Below are 17,658 nucleotides of genomic sequence, written 5' to 3'. Positions count from 1 at the left end.
TATGAAAATAGCTAATTTTGGAGTGGAAGAGTGGCTGAATGTGTGGGAAAATGAAGCAGTTTATGATATTGCGGGAAGCTCTATTGCTTCATTTACTTTGGAAGAAATTATAGCAATAGGAAATAAGACAAAAGAAGAATTTTTTCAAGAACTAATAATAAAGAAAATGAATTACGGATGGATTGAAGGATCGCCTGAATTTAAAAAACAGGTAAGTATGCTTTATAAAAATGTTTCTTCTGAACAGATTTTACAGACTAATGGAGCTACAGGGGCGAATTTTATGGCTTTATATGCTTTAGTCGAACCTGATGACCATATAATTTCATTATACCCTACTTATCAACAGCTATATGATATACCGCGTTCTTTAGGAGCAGAAGTTGATTTATGGAGAATCAAAGAAGAAAATGAATGGTTGCCTGACTTAAACGAATTAAACAGCTTAATTCGTTCGAATACTAAGATGATATGTATTAACAACGCAAACAATCCTACGGGTGCTATAATGAACCGTGAATTTCTGGAAGAATTGGTAAAAATAGCTGAAAAATATGAAATATACATTCTTTCTGATGAAGTTTATAAACCTCTTGAAAATGGACTTGAAATTCCTGCTATTGTAGATTTATATAATAAAGGAATTTCAATTAACAGTCTATCAAAAACTTATTCGGTTCCGGGGATAAGAGTAGGTTGGACTGCAGCAAATCTTGAAATAACTGACCTTTTTCGTAAATATCGTGATTATACAATGATTTGTGCAGGGGTATTTGATGATTATCTGGCAACATATGTATTGAAAAATAAAAATGCCGTTTTGAAACGTAATCAGAAAATAGTATCTGAAAATCTGCAAATTTTAAAGGAATGGATAAAAAAAGAACCGAGAGTATCGGTAATTTTTCCGAGAAATGTATCTACTTCCTTTATTAAACTGGATATTCCGATGGAAACAGAGAAATTTTGTATCAATTTGTTAAAAGAAAAAGGGGTTCTTTTAGTTCCGGGAAATCGTTTTGATATGCCGGGTTATGCACGTCTGGGATATTGTACCTATACAGAAACATTAAAAAAAGGATTGGAAAAACTTTCAGAATATTTGAGAGAATTTGATAAATAAAACTGATATTTTATAACTTCTAAAAAAAATGATAAAAAACAATTATTCCAAGCTTAAAATATTTTATATATTGAAAATTATAAGTTTAAATTTCTTAAATAATCATTTTTAGTATTTATTTGTATATTTTTATTGAAATAATTTGATATTATCTTATTATTGATAATTTTTTTGAAAAAAATAACCGTCAGATTATATAAATAAAGGAATAGAAAGAAATTTTCTGAAATTTGACAATAATATTTTTTTGTTGTAATATCTAAGTGAAAATTTGTATTATAAATTATAAAAAAATATGAAAATATAATATAAAGGAGATGAAGAGGTCTATGACAAAAAAATTATCAGATAATACTATAAGTAAAACAGTAGTTGATTTTTATACACCTATACTTTACGAAGTAAGAAAGCCCTTTAAAGATAATTCTTATGAAGAATTGCAAAGAGCTTATAAATTTTCTGAAAAGGAAATAGATAAATATGTAGCAAAATACCTTAAAGATACAAAAAATGTAAATTTTGCAATTGAATTAGGTATATTGCTGATTCCAGCCACAAATTTTGAACTTTCCTTATCAAGTATAGGAGAGCTTGTTTCTAAAAAATTAGCTGAAAAAGGTATCGAAATTAGTGCTGAACAAGCAATGATTATTATTTCTAAAATATTTATAAATCAAGGCATTAAAAACACGAGTATAACGGAAGAAAAAATGATTGGACGAAGTTGATCTTATAAAGTTATCTCCTGCGGAATTAAAAAAAGTACAATATCGGGAAATAAATGAAATTAATAAAGAACGAATGTATATAGCTGTGGCAGTGAGAGAAAAAGAAAGATATCATGAAGCTGCAAAACTTGCCGATAAAGATGAAGAATTTTTAAGACCTATTGCAACTAAAAATTTAAGTATGATATTACCTAAAGATATTAGAAATATGTGTAAAAATAACAATATATGTATAGATGAGGAAAGGTTCAAAAAGAAATATCCGAGTGGTGATATAAAAATTGCCAAAGAAAGATTAAGCAGATATCTTAATTTTATGGATAACTATATAAATGTAAATCAAATAGCAAGAACAAACTATTATTTAGAACCTTTTACAAAAAACACACGTCCCTTCAGTAATAGCAAACAAAGTCAGAACAATGGACATAGCCGCTAAGAAAGTAAATATTCTATTTTTAAGAATTTTTTTTACAAAATTGATATTTTTTATTTATTAAGAGGACAAATGTTTGGTAAAGGAGGATTTTAAATATTTGTTTGTTATATTTTTAAATTATTTACAATTTTTAATATTTTATGACAGATTAGTTATAAAGAGATAATTTTATATCAGTTAACTACTATGATAATATTTTTATTATATTTGTTATTTACAGAAAGTAAAATTATTATTAGGAAATTAGAGTATAAAGAATTATCTTTTTTTCTTTTGCATTATTTTGAATATTTATCCTGCCTTTTTACTATAAAGGAGAATATAAAAATAAAAAAGGAAGAAGAAACGTAACTTTTCAGTGTTGGTGAAATGAACTACAATTAAAATAAATCTCTCTTTTGTGTAATGACAATTAGAAAAAATAAAATAATTTTTAGATGATATTATAAAAAAATGAGGGCAAGATTAGCCCTCATAAATTTATCAGCAGCCCAATTATGATAAAATCATATCTAAATGAGGAATATTGTCTTCAAGATACACATCAGAAACAGCCTTAAATCCGAAAGAGCTATAAAATTTTTCAAGATATGCTTGAGCTTGAGCATACACAGGTTTATTTCCCCATTTTTTCTTTATAATTTTTAACGCTTCAGAAACAAGTTCACGTCCTATTCCTGATTTTCTTGAACTCTCTCTTACAAGAACCCTTCCCAAGTGAATTCCGTCTTTCATGGGAATTATACGACAGTATGCAACAATCTTTCCATCATTTATTTTATATATGTGTGTAGCAATTAAATCATTGTCATCTATTTCCTGATAAGGACAATTCTGTTCTACAACAAACACTGTAACTCTTTCTTTAAAAATAAGAAAAAGTTCGTTTGAAGTCAATTCGTTAAATTGTTTGCAAATCCAGTTCATTTTTCTATCCTTTCATATTCTTGAGATTAATATCCTTTATTTTTTGCAAGTTTTTCCAATTCTCTTATTCTTTCTTCAGTTGAAGGGTGAGTTCGGAAAAGATTTGCAAGTCCTCCCAGTCCTGCCAGAGGATTCACAATAAACATATGAGAATAAGCCGGATTTTGATTGCGCATATGAATTCCTCTGCTGTATGTTTCAAGTTTTTCAAGGGCATTTCTTAGATATAAAGGATTTCCTGAAAATTCGGCACCTGCTCTGTCAGCCATAAATTCTCTTTTACGTGAAATCGACATTTGAATGATTAATGCTCCTATAGGTGCTAAAATAGAAAGGAGCATTGCCAATGCGGCAGTACCTCCATTGTCATTACGTCGACGGCTTCTCCCTACACTGTATGGTAAAAATCTTGCTATATTTGAAATTGCTCCTGCAAAAGTAGCGGCAATAGTACTTATCAATATATCTCTATGCTTTATATGTCCGAGCTCATGAGCTATTACTCCTGCCAACTCCTGATCATTCATTATTTGGAGAAGCCCTTCAGTACATGCGACTGCTGCATGTTGAGGATTTCTTCCTGTAGCAAAGGCATTCGGTTGTTGCTCGGGTATTATATACACCTTTGGCATGGGAAGTCCTGCATTTTGTGCTAAGTTACGTACCATTCTGTATAATCTCGGATCATTATTTTCAGTAACTTCACGTCCTTTATAAGCACTTAAAACCATTTTATCACTGAACCAGTAACTGAAAAAACTCATTCCTCCGGCAAGTATAAGTCCCATTAACGCCCCTTCCTGTCCGAACAATCCTCCTATGGCAATGAATAGAGCTACAAGTCCTGTCATAAGAAGTCCTGTTTTTAAACTGTTTTCAAACATATATTCCTCCTTTTTATGTGTCAAATTATTTTTAATTTCAATTAATATTACAGAAATTGAGATAAAAATAAACCTCATTATAAATTTATTATTTTTATCAATCTAATTAACTTTTATACCGAAATCTAGTCAATTTAACTGTAACATTTAATATTTTCCATCATGTTTATTATAATATATAAAATCTAATTTTTCAACGAATATTATTTTAAATAAAGTATAGAATTATATATGTTGAAAAAAGAAGAAAAACAATGTAAAATATAAATTAAGAATAACAATAGACAATTTTGAACAAATTTAAGGGAGGATATACAAAGTATGAAAAGAATTTTAAAAGTTATAATGATTTTAACAGGAACTTTACTATTTACAGGTTGTGCTACTGCACCGTTAACAGGAAGATCACAACTGAAATTGGTAAGTGATGAAAGTATTGTATCGCAGTATTCAGGAGAATATACTAAATTTATAAAAGAATTACAAGTAAAAAATCTGCTTGCAAATAATACGGTTGATGGGAAAAGACTGTCGGGAATAGGGAACAGAGTATCTGTAGCTGTAGAAAAATTCATGAATGAAAACGGTATGGGAAATAAAGTAAAAAATTTGAATTGGGAATTTAATCTTATAAAAAGCAACGAAATAAATGCTTTTGCGCTTCCTGGAGGAAAGATAGTCTTTTATACGGGGATAATGCCTATATTGAAAACAGATGCAGCAATAGCATTTGTAATGGGACATGAAATAGGACATGTAATAGGCGGACATCATGCTGAAAGTCAGAGTGGGAAAACGGCAGCATCAGTGGTAATGCTTGGAAAAGCACTTGCAGATGCTCTCACAGGAGGAGCTACTTCAATTATAGATAATGACCTTATGGAACAAGGGTTGTCTATAGGTCTTCTTAAATTCAGTAGAACTCAGGAATACGAAGCTGACAAATACGGAATGATATTTATGGCGATGGCGGGGTATAATCCTCAAGAAGCAATTAAGGCACAAGAAAGATTGATGGAAATGGAAAAAAGTGTGAATGTCGAAATACTTTCCACACATCCTTCTACTCAGAATAGAATAGAGGCATTGAGAAAGTTTTTACCTGAAGCAATGAAATACTATAAAAAATAATAAGCAGGAAGTTAAATGAAAAAAGATATAAAAGATATAATTAGTGTTGCCCCTATGGTTGACAAAACAGACAGACATTTTAGAAATTTTGTAAGAATGATAAATAAAGATGTTCTGCTATATACAGAAATGATAACCGCACAGGCAATTATAAACGGTGATCTTGATTATATTCTGGACTTTGATGAAGTAGAACATCCTATCGTATTACAGCTTGCAGCTACTAATAAAGAAGAAGCTTATAAAGCCGTAAAAATTGCTGAAAAATATAATTATGACGAAATAAATCTTAACGTAGGATGTCCTTCGGACAAAGTATCGGGAAATATGATGGGAGCTTATTTAATGGCTTTTCCTGAAGGTGTGGCTGAAATAGTTTCAGAAATGAAGAAAGCTACTGATAAGCCTGTTTCTATAAAACATAGAATCGGAATAGACGGAAAAAATGTACTACCCTCTTCCTTTGAAAGAACATTATTTGATAAATATGAAGATATGCTTAATTTTATTAATATTACAGAAAAAGCGGGAGTAAAAAAATATATTGTTCATGGCAGAATAGCGATTTTAGCAGGACTTGATCCGAAACAGAATAGAGAAATTCCCCCTTTAAGATATGAAGAGGTGTATAAATTGAAAAAAGAGAAGCCTTATTTACATATTGAAATAAATGGAGGGATAAAAACTGTTGAGCAGATAGATGAGCATTTGAAATATTTAGATTCAGTTATGCTGGGACGGGAAATATACGACAATCCTATGATTTTGGAAAAATTCGGTAAATATTACGGAAAAACTATAAATATTACAAGAGAAGAAATAATTGAAAAAATGATACTGTATGTGGAAAATATAGAAAAAAAAGGAATAAGACCTCATCGTTTTTTAATGCATACACATGGACTTTTTCATAGTATAAATGGAAGTAAATATTGGAAGAGGGAAATAAATACTCCAAAAGCCGATTCAGAAACTTTGAAAAGATTACTGAAAGAAATCGGAAGGAAAAAGAAAAATGAAAATTATCAGTAAATTTAAAGATTTTTATGACTACAAAGTAGGAAAGTACGGAATAGATGAAAAATTGATTTTTGACCGTCGTGAACCTGTGGTTGTAGATGAAAAAACTCTGATACCTGAAAGTGTATATAAACATATTGGTGATAGTGACGCACTTCATTCAGTAATTTATATAGGAAATAACATGGTTCACGTTTTTGCTACTAAAAATAAAGTTTATACTCACTTTGATATGGAAAATTATAAAGAACTGGATACTGCTTATTTTTCTTACTTTGATAAAATTTATTTTACTTTTAATGACAGTAAAAAAATAAGGATAATATCCGAATTTGTACATTACGACAGTACTTTTTCAGATTTACTGAAAACAGGCAGAAAAAATGATTCTCTCGATATGGAGGGATTTGACTACATTCACGGATATAGTAAGGAGCCTCCTCAAATAAATGAGTGGAGTGAACTGAATCAAGTACCTGTATTACTTGTACAGAAGTTTATTGACGAAAGTGTAGTAAAACATAGGAGAACTAATTCAAAGGGAATAAGAAAAAGAGTATTCATTAATCCTTCTCTGGATAAAATAGGAGTATATATTGATGCAGATTGGATATGGCAAAGCCTTACTGAATTTTTGTCAATGCTTAAAAGTGAAAAAGAAGTATCACCTGAAATGTCCAATGAAGAAAAAATTTTAAGTAAAGGATTTGACAGTAAAAATTCATTCCGTTCCAAAATGAAAAATAAATAAACAAAAGATTTTAATTTTATATTTTACATTTTTAAACTTTTATAGTATAATACGTGTAGGTACAAAAGAGAAAAAAGTAATTTACAAGGAGTGTTAAAATGAAAGTAGTCGTAATAGGATGTACACATGCCGGGACAGCAGCGGTATTGAATTTAAAGAGATTAAACCCTGATATAGATGTAACTGTATTTGAAAGAAATGATAATATTTCTTTTCTGTCATGTGGAATTGCACTGTATGTGGGCGGAGTAGTAAAGGACCCTCAGGGATTGTTTTACTGTTCGCCTGAAAAACTGAAAGAACTGAACGTTGATACAAGAATGAAACATGATGTAAAAAGCGTTGATATAAAAGGTAAAAAAGTGCACGTAGTAAATCTGGAAACAGGAATTGAATTTGATGAAACTTTTGATAAACTTATTATTACATCAGGTTCATGGCCTATTATTCCTCCGATTGAAGGAATAGACTTAAATAATATCCTGCTTTCAAAAAATTTCAATCATTCAAATGAAATAATTGAAAGAGGGAAAAATGCAAAAAAAATAGTTGTAGTAGGTGCAGGATATATCGGTGTGGAACTTGTGGAAGCATTTAGAGATAACGGAAAAGAAGTTGTTTTAGTCGATGCGGAAGAAAGAATATTAAGTAAATATTTTGATAAGGATTATACTGATATTGCCGAAGAATCATTTAAAAATCACGGGATAGTCATTGCAACAGGAGAAAAAGTCGTAAAATTTGAAGGAAAAGACGGAAATGTAACTAAAGTTATTACTGATAAAAATGAGCATGAAGCTGATATGGTAATAATGTGTGTAGGATTTATGCCTAATACGGGAATATTTAAAGGTCAGCTGGAAATGTTACCGAACGGGGCGATAAAAGTTGATGAATATATGAGAACAAGTGATAAGGATGTAATGGCGGCAGGAGATTGCTGTTCAGTATTCTTTAATCCGTTAGGTTCCCCTATGTACATTCCTCTTGCTACAAATGCAGTAAGAATGGGAACTCTGGCAGGACTTAATTTAATAGAAAATAAAATAAAACACCCGGGAACACAGGGAACATCAGGTATTAAAATATATGAAAATAATATGGCGTCAACGGGGATAACTCAGGAAACAGCTGAAAAAGAAGGAATAGATGCTGATTATGTTTATGCTGTAGATAATTACAGACCTGAATTTATGCCTACATATGAAAAAGTCACATTAAAAGTGGTATTTGAAAAAAATACAAGAAAAATTTTAGGAGCCCAATTAACTTCAAAGGCTGATTTGACTCAATCAATAAATACTCTGTCAGTATGTATACAAAATAATATGACTGTTGATGAACTGGCATTTATTGATTTCTTCTTCCAGCCACATTATAATAAACCTTGGAACTTTATAAATCTTGCAGGATTGAATGCATTGAAATAATTGAAACATAAAATAAAACGATAACCGGAAATAAGTTCCGCAAGTTATCGTTTTTATTTAATTAAAAATAAATATAGGAGGAACAATAATGTCGAAAGTAATAACAGTAAGCTACAAAGGAAATTTTCAGACAGAAATAAAAGCAGGGAAACAGAAAATTTTAACGGACAGAAAAGGAGAGATTCTTTCTCCATCAGAGCTGACAGCAGCAGCAGTTACTTCATGTGCAATGACGGTATTATCCATAGTCATAGAAAATGAAAATATGAATTTTGAAGACAGTTATGTAGAAGTAGAGAAACAGACAGATCTGACAGTGTACCGTATAACTGAAATAAAGCTGGTATTTCATCTTAGAAAAGAATACAGTGAAGAAATTAGAAAAAAAGCCGAGACAGCGGTAAAAGAAATGTGTGTGGTAGGGAGAAGCTTGTCTTCTGATATAACTCAAAATTATACTTTTATTTATGATGTTGAATAATGTTTTTTCTGTGAGAGTTAATTGCTATCCTTATGTTTGTTGTCGACTGTAAAATTTTTAGCTCTCAAAAATATTTATTATGTTTAAAAAACTGGCAAATTTACTTCGTTTAAACAGCAGTTTTTTTGAATATCATAATTTTATATTTTCTCAGAAAAATTCTGAACGTCGGATAGTTTTTGGCATGTCGGGAAGTTTTAAAATAATAAAAAAGAGGGTATTAAACCCTCTAAAAATGCTTATTTTAAATTATTTATATAATTTTTTACAAAGTTCTGAATTTCGGTTTTGTCAATTATTTTTGAAAATCTTATTTCTGAATTTCTAATTTCTTCAAGTTTTTCAGGAAATTCAATACCTGTAAGAGATGAGATTTCATCAAGAATTTCATAAGGATCTTTATTCTCATCTATTCCTAATGCTTTTGCAATAGGTAAAGGGAATTTGAAAGGATGAGCAGTAGACATAATAACGGTATGAAAGTTTTTATCAAGTCCGTTATTTTCTTTTTCATAAACTGAATAAGCAACGGCAGTGTGCGGATCCATTAAATATTTGTATTTTTCATATACACTTTTTATTGATTTTATGGTATCTTCATCATCAGCAAATTCTCCGTAAAATTCTTTTCTTATATTTTCAATTTCTTCGTTAGAAACTGATAACTTTCCTATAGAAAAAAGAGAATTTATAAGTTCTTTCACTCTTTCAGAATTTTCTCCTGTGCTGTAATATAAATATCGTTCAAAATTTGAAGAAAGAAGAATATCCATTGATGGAGAATTTGTAGTAAAGAATTTTCTGTTTTTATTATAAGTTCCCGTTTTGAAAAAGTCTGCAAGGACTTTATTTTTATTTGAAGCGGAAACAAAATTTTTTATAGGTATTCCTAATTTTTTTGAAATATACCCTGCAAGTATATTACCGAAATTTCCTGTAGGAACTACAACATTGAACTTTTCTCCGTTTTTTAATGTTCCGTTTCTGACTAAATTTATATATGAAGAAACATAGTAAATCACTTGAGGAAACAGTCTTCCTATATTTATGGAGTTGGCACTGGAAAACATTATTCCATGATTTTCTGCATATTTTTTAAATTCATCTGATGAGAATATATTTTTAATAGCACTTTGAGCATCGTCAAAGTTTCCGTTTATAGCGACAATTTCGACATTTTTTCCTAATTGTTTTCTCATCTGTTCTTCCTGCATAGGACTGACACCGTTTTTAGGATAAAAAACAATAATATTTATTCCATCAATATTTTTGAAGCCTTCCAAAGCCGCTTTTCCCGTATCTCCCGAAGTAGCAGCCAATATTAATATTTTTTTATTTTCATTTTGCTTTTTCTTACTTAAAAGAAGCAGATACGGAAAAATAGAAAGTGCCAAGTCTTTGAATGCCAATGTTCTTCCGTGGAATAGTTCGGCAAAGCTCACTTTTTCATTTAATTTATGTAAAGGGACAATATTTTTATTTGTAAATGTAGTATTGTTGTAAGCATTATTAACTGCATTTTTAATTTCTTCCTGAGAAAATTTTGTAAAAAATAATCCGATAATTTTACATGCCAAGTCCTGATAAGACATATTTTTAATCTCATCATAAGATAATTTTATATCAGGAAGTTTTTCAGGAATATATAATCCTCCGTCTTCTGCAAGCCCATGCAAGGCGGCAAATGTCGAAGATTTTAATTTATTGCCCCTTGTACTTTTATAATTCATATGTACACCTCTTTCAATTTTTAATAATATATTTCATTAATTTATTACAAATAATAACACAAAATTAGTATATATACAATAAAAAACAGAAATTATATGAAATATTTTTTCTTGTAAATTATTGGAAATAAGAGTAAAATATAATTGAAAAAATTTAAGAAAGTTATAATAAAATTTATATAAATAAAAAAATGTATATGAACGGGGAAAAACTCATATTTAGGAAAAAAATACTGATTTTTATTTTTTTTACTATATTTATCAAGTAATGCAGTCTTTTTTCAGAAGGTATTCAAGATAACGAAAAATATTCAAGATTAACAGATAAAGCTTTGGAATATGAAAAAAATGGAGAATTTGAAAAAGCTGAAAGTTATTATAAAAAAGCTGCAAAAATACGATACAGATACGTATTACGAAATAGCATTAATGTATTATTACAATATAAACAAGGAAAAAGGGATAAAAAAGTTTAAAGAAGTTTATGAACGGTATAAAATCAGAGATGCAGCAAAAATGTTGGGATATATAGCATATAAAAAGAATGATATGGTGGAAGCTAAAGAATGGTATACTAAATCTTCTGAAGACGGGGAAGCAATGCACCACAACCTTATGTGGATATATTATGATAAGAATGATAAGTCAAATGCAAGAAAATGGGCGGAAAATATTTTAAACGGAATAGCTACCGAAAACCTTACTTTTGTTTTGAAAAGAGAAGTGATAGAAATATTGGATGAAGTAAAATAAAGAAATATTATAAAAATAATAACATAATTGACTTTTTTAATAAAATAAACTATAATTCAATGGCAAAGAAAAAGAAATATAAATTTATAAATTGAAATAACAAATGAGAAAGTACGTGATCTGATTATGAAAAAAGTACAGTTTATAATAATTTCGACAATACTGGCATTTGGACTGATAGTGTCAGGAGCATTAATATCAAACGCATTGGACAAAATAAATAAAAGTGAAAACAGAATAACTGTAAAGGGTGTTGCTGAAAGAAGAATAAAAGCCGACAGGGCAATTGTAAATGTAATATTAAGTGCTAAAAATAAAGACATTGAAGAAGCAAAAAAAGCTATTTCAGAAAAAGAAACGGCAGTAATAGAGCTCTTAGATTTGATAAAAGTCGAAAAAGAAAATTATAATGTCCAAAATTTGAAAATAAAACCTACATATATTGGAGAAAGTAATAAAATATCCGATTATCAAATATTACAAACAATCTCGATAAATATGAAAGAAATAGATAAAATTGATGAAATTTATGAAAAATTATTTGAATTAACTTTGAAATTTAACAATTTGGAAGTAATTAAACCGAAATTCTATATAACGGGAATTGAAAAATATAAAAAAGATTTACTTATAGATGCTTCTAAAAATGCTGAAATGAGAGCATTTGAAATGTTGAAAGTAAATAACGGAAGGATAGCAGAGCTAAAAAAATTAACACAGGGACAGTTTGAAATTCTTGAAGATAAAGAAGATGTAAAACGATCGGACGAGCCTGTGGAAAATCAGATGTATAAGAAATTAAGATCAGTCGTAACAGCAACATACTCGATTGATACAAATAAATAAAATTAAAGAAAATTTAGGAGGAAATAATCAATGAAAGCGGCAATGGATTTAAGACAGGGAAGCACATACAGAAAGGATGGAGTTCCCTATTTAATATTGAGAGCTGACAGACATCAGTCCACATCGGGTAAAAAGGCAAGAGCGGCTGAGATGAAATTTAAAATAAAAGATCTGATTTCAGGAAAGGTACAGGAAATAACAGTTTTATCCACTGAAATGATGGATGATATTATATTGGACAGAAATCAGATGCAATTTTTATATGAATCGGAAGAAGAATATTTCTTTATGGATCAGGAATCTTTTGAACAAATAGCCTTAACAAAAGAAGACTTAGGAGATGCAGTAAATTTTCTTATTGAAGAAATGGTAATACAGGTATTAATGTATGAAGGAACTCCGGTAGGAGTGGAACTTCCAAATACTGTAATAAGGGAAGTTACTTATACAGAGCCGGGATTAAAAGGAGATACTATAGGAAGAGCAACCAAGCCTGCTACCATTTCTACGGGATATACTCTACAAGTACCTTTGTTTGTTGTTATAGGAGATAAAATTAAAATTGATACTAGAACAGGTGAATATATGGAAAGAGCAAATGGATAAAAATATTTAAAAACGGGAATTTTATGTTAAGTTCCTGTTTTTTAATTGTAGAGAAAGTAAAGTGTTATTTTTTTAAAAAATAGAAAATAATAATGAACTGTTAAAAAATGAAAACAATAAATTTTAAAATTATAATATTATTTTCTAATGTTTTTTAATAATCAAATAATATCAAGCTTAATAAATCAGCATATACATCTAATTTATTAAAAATAATTATATCGTTAAAAATGAATTTTATACTTTTATTTAAAATCTAAATATTATAAGTAATAAAAAAAATAGTAAAAAATCTAAAATACAGAAAATAGGAAAAAACAGTGTATTAAATAAAAAAAATCAACTTTATTATTTACTTTCGTTTTATTGTATTTCAGTTTTTGAAGATTATATTTGTACAGTATAATTTTTTATATATATTTCAATTATATATAAAATGAAAGTTAAAATATCAAATCATATATTGACTTTATCATTTAAGTGTGATAAATTAAAAAAATAATCAAAAAACAAAGGAGGAGAAAATGAAAGACAAGGTTATTTTGGCTTATTCAGGTGGACTGGACACTTCCATAATAATTCCATGGTTAAAAGAGAACTATGATTTTGAAGTGATTGCATGTTGTGTTGATGTAGGGCAGGATGAGAATATGGAAGAAATAAGAAAAAAAGCTATTGAATCCGGAGCTTCAAAAATTTATATTGAAGATAAGAAGGAAGAATTTGTAAGGAACTATGCGTTCAGGGCATTAAGAGCCGGAGCGGTATATGAAGATAAATATTTATTGGGTACATCATTTGCAAGACCGTTGATAGCAGAAGTACTTGTAGATATTGCCCATAAGGAAAATGCAAAATATATATGTCATGGCTGTACAGGAAAAGGAAATGATCAAGTAAGGTTTGAAACCGGAGTCTTTTCATTGGATCCTACAATAGAAATAATAGCACCATGGAGAATGTGGGATATTTCTTCAAGAGAAAGTGCCATAGATTATGCACAGAGATTTGACATAAAGTTAACAGTAACGAAAGAAAAAATATATTCAAGAGACCAGAATTTATGGCATATTTCTCACGAAGGCGGAGATATAGAGCAACTTGAAAATGAGCATAATGAAGAAATTGTTTATATGATGGTGACACCTCCTGAAAAAGCAAAAGATGAGCCTACTTATGTAACCATTACTTTTGAAGAAGGATGGCCCGTGAAAGTCAACGGAGAAAGTCTTTCTTCTGTGGAGTTATTAAAAAAGCTTAATAAAATAGCAGGAGAAAACGGTGTAGGAGTTATAGATATAGTTGAAAACAGACTTGTAGGAATGAAATCAAGAGGGATATATGAAACGCCGGGAGGTACTTTGCTTATAGAAGCATTAAGTGATCTGGAAAGTGTAGTATTTGATAAGGATACTTATGAAATGAAAAAGATAATTGGTCGAAAATATGCAGATATTACATACTCAGGACAGTGGTTTACTCCTTTAAGAGAAGCTATGGATGCTTTTGTAGATTCAGTAGAAAAAAATGTTTCAGGGACAGTAAAGCTTAAATTATATAAAGGGAATATAAAAATTGCTTCAAGAATAACTGAAAATGCACTTTATGATGAAACAATATCTTCTTTCGGTGCAAGTGAACTGTACAATCATAAAGATGCAGAAGGATTTATAAAATTATTTTCACTGCCTAATAAAATAAGGGCATATAAAAAATTAAGTAAATAAAATTAATAGGATTTTATAAAAAGAGCTTTTGATCAAAAAATATTCAATTCAAAATTTTAAAAATATTTAAAAGTATTTCATTCGTTATAAAACAAAAAGGATATTTTTAGTATTCTTTATATTTGAAAATTTGAATATTAAAGATATTAGGTGATAAGAATAGAAAATATTTATAAATAAATATGGATAAAATGAAATTGAAGTGATAAGTTTTAAAGTTGAAATTTAAGTTAAAAATTTTAATATTTAAATGATATCAACAAGAAATGAAGAAATGAATCATTCTCTGAATAAAAGTAAATTCAAATAAATAAAGCAGTTTCGGAATATAAGAATATTTGAATTGGTACACTTTTTTGTGGGGAACATTTCCATAAAGTGCAAAAATATATTGATTTATAGACTTTTGTATATATTAATTGTATGGATTTTTACTTAAAATCATAATTTTAATTTTTAAGATATGTATTGTTTGTAGATATAGAAATATTTTTTAATTCATAAAAAACTATTAAAATTTTAAAAATAAATAAAAGAATAATAAAAATATGAGAGCTTGATTTGCTCTCATATTTTTATTGATATTTTACTACTCAATATTTTCAATATATTTTTTTCCTTTTTTTATTTGCATTTTGATATTTTCATAAGAAGTTCCTCCATAGGAATTTCTTTTATTGACACAATTTTTTAAAGTAATTTCATTAAAAATATCATTTTCAAACATATCTGAAAAGTTTTTAAATTCTTCAAGTGTCATTTCTTCAATATCAATATTTTTATCTTCACAGTATGAAACTATTTTGCCTGAAATTTTATGTGCCTTTCTAAAAGGAATATTTTTCTTTGCAAGGTAATCAGCTACATCTGTTGCATTTAAAAATCCTTTTTTCATAGAAGTTAAGATTTTTTCTTTATTAACTTTTAAAGTACTAAGCATTTTATAAAAAATCTCAATTGAAATTTTGATAGTATCAATAGAATCAAATATACTTTCCTTATCCTCTTGCATATCTTTATTGTAAGCTAATGGAAGTGCTTTCATTGTAGTTAATAAACTTATAAGATTTCCATATATTCTTCCTGTTTTTCCCCTTATAAGCTCCGGAATATCAGGATTTTTTTTCTGAGGCATAATAGATGAACCGGTGGAAAAAGCATCATCAGGAGTCAAAAAAGAAAATTCTGATGAGCACCAAATAATAATTTCTTCGGAAAATCTTGAAAGATGCATTGATATCATTGAAATAATGAAACAAAGTTCAATGATAAAATCACGATCACTTACAGAATCAAGACTGTTTTCAGTGGGTTTTGAAAATGCCAGTTCAGAAGCGGTAAAATGCCGATCAATATTAAAAGTAGTTCCTGCAAGCGCTCCGGCACCCAAAGGCATTTCATCCGTTCTTCCAAGAAAATCTTCAATTCTTGAGATATCTCTCTTAAACATCTGGAAATAAGCCATAAGGTAATGAGAAAATAGTATGGGTTGTGCTCTTTGAAGATGTGTATATCCCGGAATAATTACGGATTTATATTTCTCAGACATATCTATAATAGTTTTTTCCATATTAATCAGTAATTTTTTTATTTCTCTAGCTTCTTCCATAGCATACATTCTTATATCAAGAGCGACCTGATCATTTCTGCTTCTGGCAGTATGAAGTTTTCCCGCTGTTTCTCCTATTATTTCAGTAAGTCTTTTTTCGATTGCCATATGTATATCTTCATCTTCAATTTTGAATTCAAAAATTCCTTTTTCTATTTCTTCTTTTATCTGTAAAAGCCCTTTTTCAATATTTTTTTGTTCCTTTTCCATGATAATTCCCTGTTTTGAAAGCATTTTACTATGAGCAATACTTCCTTTTATATCTTCTTTATAAAGTCTTTTATCAAAAGTTATAGAAGCATTAAATTTTTCAAGCAGTTTATCAGTAGCTTTGGCAAAACGCCCTTCCCATAGTTTTTTCATATTTTCCTCCGTTATTTGAATTGTTTTTTATTATAACATATGGGAATACTTTTTAGAATATAGAAATTATTATATATTTAGATTGAAAATAAAAAATTTAAAAAAATTGAAATTGTAAATTGATAAATATTTTAAAAAATAGTAGAATATAAAAATAAATATATTTTTTACAGATATTTCAGAAAAAAGGCGGGGGTTTTATGAAAAATATAAAAAAGGGAATTTTTATGTTACTGTTTTTTTATTGCATTTTTAGTTGTTATAAAAAAACAGATACAGAAGATAAAAATAGAAAAAATATTTTTGAAAAAAATGTAAAATCTGAAAATAAAAGCGAAAATCTGATAAGCATAGCTTCTTTCAATGCTATGAGATTAGGAGAAAAGGAAAAAAATTATGAAGTAATGGCAAAAATAATATCAAATTTTGATTTGACGGGAATAGAAGAAGTTATGAATGAAAACGGTCTGAAAAGACTCAAAGCTCATCTGATAAAACTTACAGGGGAAAAGTGGGAATATATAATATCTGAAAGCAGTGTAGGAAGTGAAAATTACAAAGAGTATTACGGATATATATACAAAAGTGAGAAAGTTCAGGAAGTAAAAAAAATAGGATTTTATAAAGAGAAAAATAAAAATGATTTTATAAGGGAACCTTATGGAGTATATTTCAAATTTGGAAATTTTGATTTTATATATGTAATTTGCCATTCCATTTTCGGTGACAATGAAAAACAGAGATTGATCGAAGCGGGGAATTATTCAGATGTATATGAATATTTTTTGAATATAACGGAAGAAAATGATATAATAATGGCAGGTGACTTTAATGTACCTGCTAACAGTACCGCATTTAAAAATTTAATTTCAAAAAATAATATGTCTTATATTTTAAATCCTGAAAGTGATTTAACCACTCTTTCAGATAAAAAATTAGTAAATTCATATGACAATTTTTTTATAAATAAAGAAAAAACGAAAGAATACACGGGAAGATACGGAGTGTATAATTTTTTACGAAATAATAACGGTGAAATTAAGAAATATATTTCAGATCATTTGTTAATATTTTCAGAATATTCAACTGAAAATGATTTGGATTAAAAAA

17 protein-coding genes are annotated in these 17,658 nt (G+C 28.5%); 13 read left to right on the top strand and 4 right to left on the bottom strand.

Going from position 1 to position 17,658, the window contains the following annotated elements:
* Nucleotide 1: 1 nt before the first annotated feature.
* The 3 genes from EII29_RS00445 to EII29_RS00435 all read left to right on the top strand — a co-directional run bounded on the left by EII29_RS00445 (nt 2) and on the right by EII29_RS00435 (nt 2,290).
* On the top strand, nt 2–1,123 hold the full coding sequence (locus EII29_RS00445) for an aminotransferase (RefSeq protein ID WP_125235573.1): 1,122 nt from the start codon (nt 2–4) through the stop codon (nt 1,121–1,123).
* Nucleotides 1,124–1,452: 329 nt separating this feature from the next.
* Nucleotides 1,453–1,851: a hypothetical protein gene (locus EII29_RS00440; protein WP_125235572.1), complete on the top strand. Its 399-nt coding sequence runs from the start codon at nt 1,453–1,455 to the stop codon at nt 1,849–1,851.
* The gene (locus EII29_RS00435) at nt 1,838–2,290 is read left to right on the top strand and encodes a hypothetical protein (protein WP_125235571.1); all 453 of its coding nucleotides are present in this window, start codon (nt 1,838–1,840) and stop codon (nt 2,288–2,290) included. Before EII29_RS00440 ends, EII29_RS00435 begins: the two co-directional genes overlap by 14 nt.
* Nucleotides 2,291–2,785: 495 nt before the next feature.
* On the opposite strand, the gene EII29_RS00430 is transcribed toward EII29_RS00435, so the two are convergent.
* Together EII29_RS00430 and htpX are read right to left on the bottom strand one after the other, a co-directional pair.
* Nucleotides 2,786–3,217, bottom strand: a complete 432-nt coding sequence (locus EII29_RS00430) for a GNAT family N-acetyltransferase (protein WP_125235570.1) — start codon at nt 3,215–3,217, stop codon at nt 2,786–2,788.
* Nucleotides 3,218–3,243: 26 nt separating this feature from the next.
* The gene (gene htpX / locus EII29_RS00425; RefSeq protein ID WP_125235569.1) at nt 3,244–4,101 is read right to left on the bottom strand and encodes a zinc metalloprotease HtpX; all 858 of its coding nucleotides are present in this window, start codon (nt 4,099–4,101) and stop codon (nt 3,244–3,246) included.
* A gap of 321 nt (nt 4,102–4,422) precedes the next feature.
* On the opposite strand from htpX, the gene EII29_RS00420 reads away from it, so the two are divergent.
* From EII29_RS00420 to EII29_RS00400, 5 genes are all read left to right on the top strand, one after another.
* Nucleotides 4,423–5,232: a M48 family metallopeptidase gene (locus EII29_RS00420; RefSeq protein WP_125235568.1), complete on the top strand. Its 810-nt coding sequence runs from the start codon at nt 4,423–4,425 to the stop codon at nt 5,230–5,232.
* A 15-nt stretch (nt 5,233–5,247) separates the two neighbouring features.
* Nucleotides 5,248–6,264, top strand: a complete 1,017-nt coding sequence (dusA, locus tag EII29_RS00415) for a tRNA dihydrouridine(20/20a) synthase DusA (RefSeq protein WP_125235567.1) — start codon at nt 5,248–5,250, stop codon at nt 6,262–6,264.
* The gene (locus EII29_RS00410; protein WP_125235566.1) at nt 6,248–7,003 is read left to right on the top strand and encodes a hypothetical protein; all 756 of its coding nucleotides are present in this window, start codon (nt 6,248–6,250) and stop codon (nt 7,001–7,003) included. The genes dusA and EII29_RS00410 overlap by 17 nt, the downstream gene beginning before the upstream one ends.
* A 98-nt stretch (nt 7,004–7,101) precedes the next feature.
* A complete protein-coding gene (locus tag EII29_RS00405) occupies nt 7,102–8,433 on the top strand; it encodes an FAD-dependent oxidoreductase (protein ID WP_125235565.1) in 1,332 nt (443 codons plus the stop codon).
* An 88-nt stretch (nt 8,434–8,521) separates the two neighbouring features.
* Nucleotides 8,522–8,914, top strand: coding sequence for an OsmC family protein (locus EII29_RS00400; protein WP_125235564.1), 393 nt, complete (start codon nt 8,522–8,524; stop codon nt 8,912–8,914).
* A gap of 239 nt (nt 8,915–9,153) precedes the next feature.
* On the opposite strand, the gene thrC is transcribed toward EII29_RS00400, so the two are convergent.
* The gene (thrC, locus tag EII29_RS00395) at nt 9,154–10,644 is read right to left on the bottom strand and encodes a threonine synthase (RefSeq protein ID WP_125235563.1); all 1,491 of its coding nucleotides are present in this window, start codon (nt 10,642–10,644) and stop codon (nt 9,154–9,156) included.
* Between the two features lie 339 nt (nt 10,645–10,983).
* Between thrC and EII29_RS00390 the strand changes: the two genes are divergently transcribed.
* The 4 genes from EII29_RS00390 (at nt 10,984) to EII29_RS00375 (ending at nt 14,576) form a co-directional block, all read left to right on the top strand.
* Nucleotides 10,984–11,397, top strand: a complete 414-nt coding sequence (locus EII29_RS00390; protein ID WP_148096391.1) for a hypothetical protein — start codon at nt 10,984–10,986, stop codon at nt 11,395–11,397.
* Nucleotides 11,398–11,523: 126 nt separating this feature from the next.
* Nucleotides 11,524–12,243 (top strand): SIMPL domain-containing protein, encoded by a 720-nt coding sequence (locus EII29_RS00385; RefSeq protein ID WP_125235561.1) that lies wholly within the window; start codon nt 11,524–11,526, stop codon nt 12,241–12,243.
* A gap of 30 nt (nt 12,244–12,273) precedes the next feature.
* A complete protein-coding gene (gene efp, locus EII29_RS00380) occupies nt 12,274–12,849 on the top strand; it encodes an elongation factor P (RefSeq protein ID WP_125235560.1) in 576 nt (191 codons plus the stop codon).
* Between the two features lie 524 nt (nt 12,850–13,373).
* Entirely contained in the window at nt 13,374–14,576 is a 1,203-nt protein-coding gene (locus tag EII29_RS00375) for an argininosuccinate synthase (RefSeq protein ID WP_125235559.1), read from the top strand.
* Between the two features lie 589 nt (nt 14,577–15,165).
* Here the strand turns inward: EII29_RS00375 and argH are convergent.
* Nucleotides 15,166–16,548 (bottom strand): argininosuccinate lyase, encoded by a 1,383-nt coding sequence (gene argH / locus EII29_RS00370; RefSeq protein ID WP_125235558.1) that lies wholly within the window; start codon nt 16,546–16,548, stop codon nt 15,166–15,168.
* A gap of 200 nt (nt 16,549–16,748) precedes the next feature.
* On the opposite strand from argH, the gene EII29_RS00365 reads away from it, so the two are divergent.
* The gene (locus tag EII29_RS00365; protein ID WP_125235557.1) at nt 16,749–17,654 is read left to right on the top strand and encodes an endonuclease/exonuclease/phosphatase family protein; all 906 of its coding nucleotides are present in this window, start codon (nt 16,749–16,751) and stop codon (nt 17,652–17,654) included.
* The last annotated feature ends 4 nt before the right edge of the window (nt 17,655–17,658 follow it).

It is taken from the genome of Leptotrichia sp. OH3620_COT-345 (genome assembly GCF_003932895.1).
In the GTDB taxonomy this organism is placed as follows: domain Bacteria; phylum Fusobacteriota; class Fusobacteriia; order Fusobacteriales; family Leptotrichiaceae; genus Pseudoleptotrichia.
Note: the sequence above shows the minus strand (reverse complement) of the source record. Positions and strands in the feature narration are given on the sequence as shown.

Bases quoted from the DNA above. Each gene is read 5' to 3' on its own strand.
- EII29_RS00385 (WP_125235561.1), top strand. From the start codon at position 11,524: ATGAAAAAAGTACAGTTTATAATAATTTCGACAATACTGGCATTTGGA.
- efp (WP_125235560.1), top strand. From the start codon at position 12,274: ATGAAAGCGGCAATGGATTTAAGACAGGGAAGCACATACAGAAAGGAT.
- EII29_RS00390 (WP_148096391.1), top strand. From the start codon at position 10,984: ATGAAAAAAATGGAGAATTTGAAAAAGCTGAAAGTTATTATAAAAAAG.
- argH (WP_125235558.1), bottom strand. From the start codon at position 16,548: ATGAAAAAACTATGGGAAGGGCGTTTTGCCAAAGCTACTGATAAACTG.
- thrC (WP_125235563.1), bottom strand. From the start codon at position 10,644: ATGAATTATAAAAGTACAAGGGGCAATAAATTAAAATCTTCGACATTT.
- EII29_RS00445 (WP_125235573.1), top strand. From the start codon at position 2: ATGAAAATAGCTAATTTTGGAGTGGAAGAGTGGCTGAATGTGTGGGAA.
- EII29_RS00365 (WP_125235557.1), top strand. From the start codon at position 16,749: ATGAAAAATATAAAAAAGGGAATTTTTATGTTACTGTTTTTTTATTGC.
- dusA (WP_125235567.1), top strand. From the start codon at position 5,248: ATGAAAAAAGATATAAAAGATATAATTAGTGTTGCCCCTATGGTTGAC.
- EII29_RS00420 (WP_125235568.1), top strand. From the start codon at position 4,423: ATGAAAAGAATTTTAAAAGTTATAATGATTTTAACAGGAACTTTACTA.
- EII29_RS00430 (WP_125235570.1), bottom strand. From the start codon at position 3,217: ATGAACTGGATTTGCAAACAATTTAACGAATTGACTTCAAACGAACTT.
- EII29_RS00440 (WP_125235572.1), top strand. From the start codon at position 1,453: ATGACAAAAAAATTATCAGATAATACTATAAGTAAAACAGTAGTTGAT.
- EII29_RS00400 (WP_125235564.1), top strand. From the start codon at position 8,522: ATGTCGAAAGTAATAACAGTAAGCTACAAAGGAAATTTTCAGACAGAA.
- htpX (WP_125235569.1), bottom strand. From the start codon at position 4,101: ATGTTTGAAAACAGTTTAAAAACAGGACTTCTTATGACAGGACTTGTA.
- EII29_RS00375 (WP_125235559.1), top strand. From the start codon at position 13,374: ATGAAAGACAAGGTTATTTTGGCTTATTCAGGTGGACTGGACACTTCC.
- EII29_RS00405 (WP_125235565.1), top strand. From the start codon at position 7,102: ATGAAAGTAGTCGTAATAGGATGTACACATGCCGGGACAGCAGCGGTA.
- EII29_RS00410 (WP_125235566.1), top strand. From the start codon at position 6,248: ATGAAAATTATCAGTAAATTTAAAGATTTTTATGACTACAAAGTAGGA.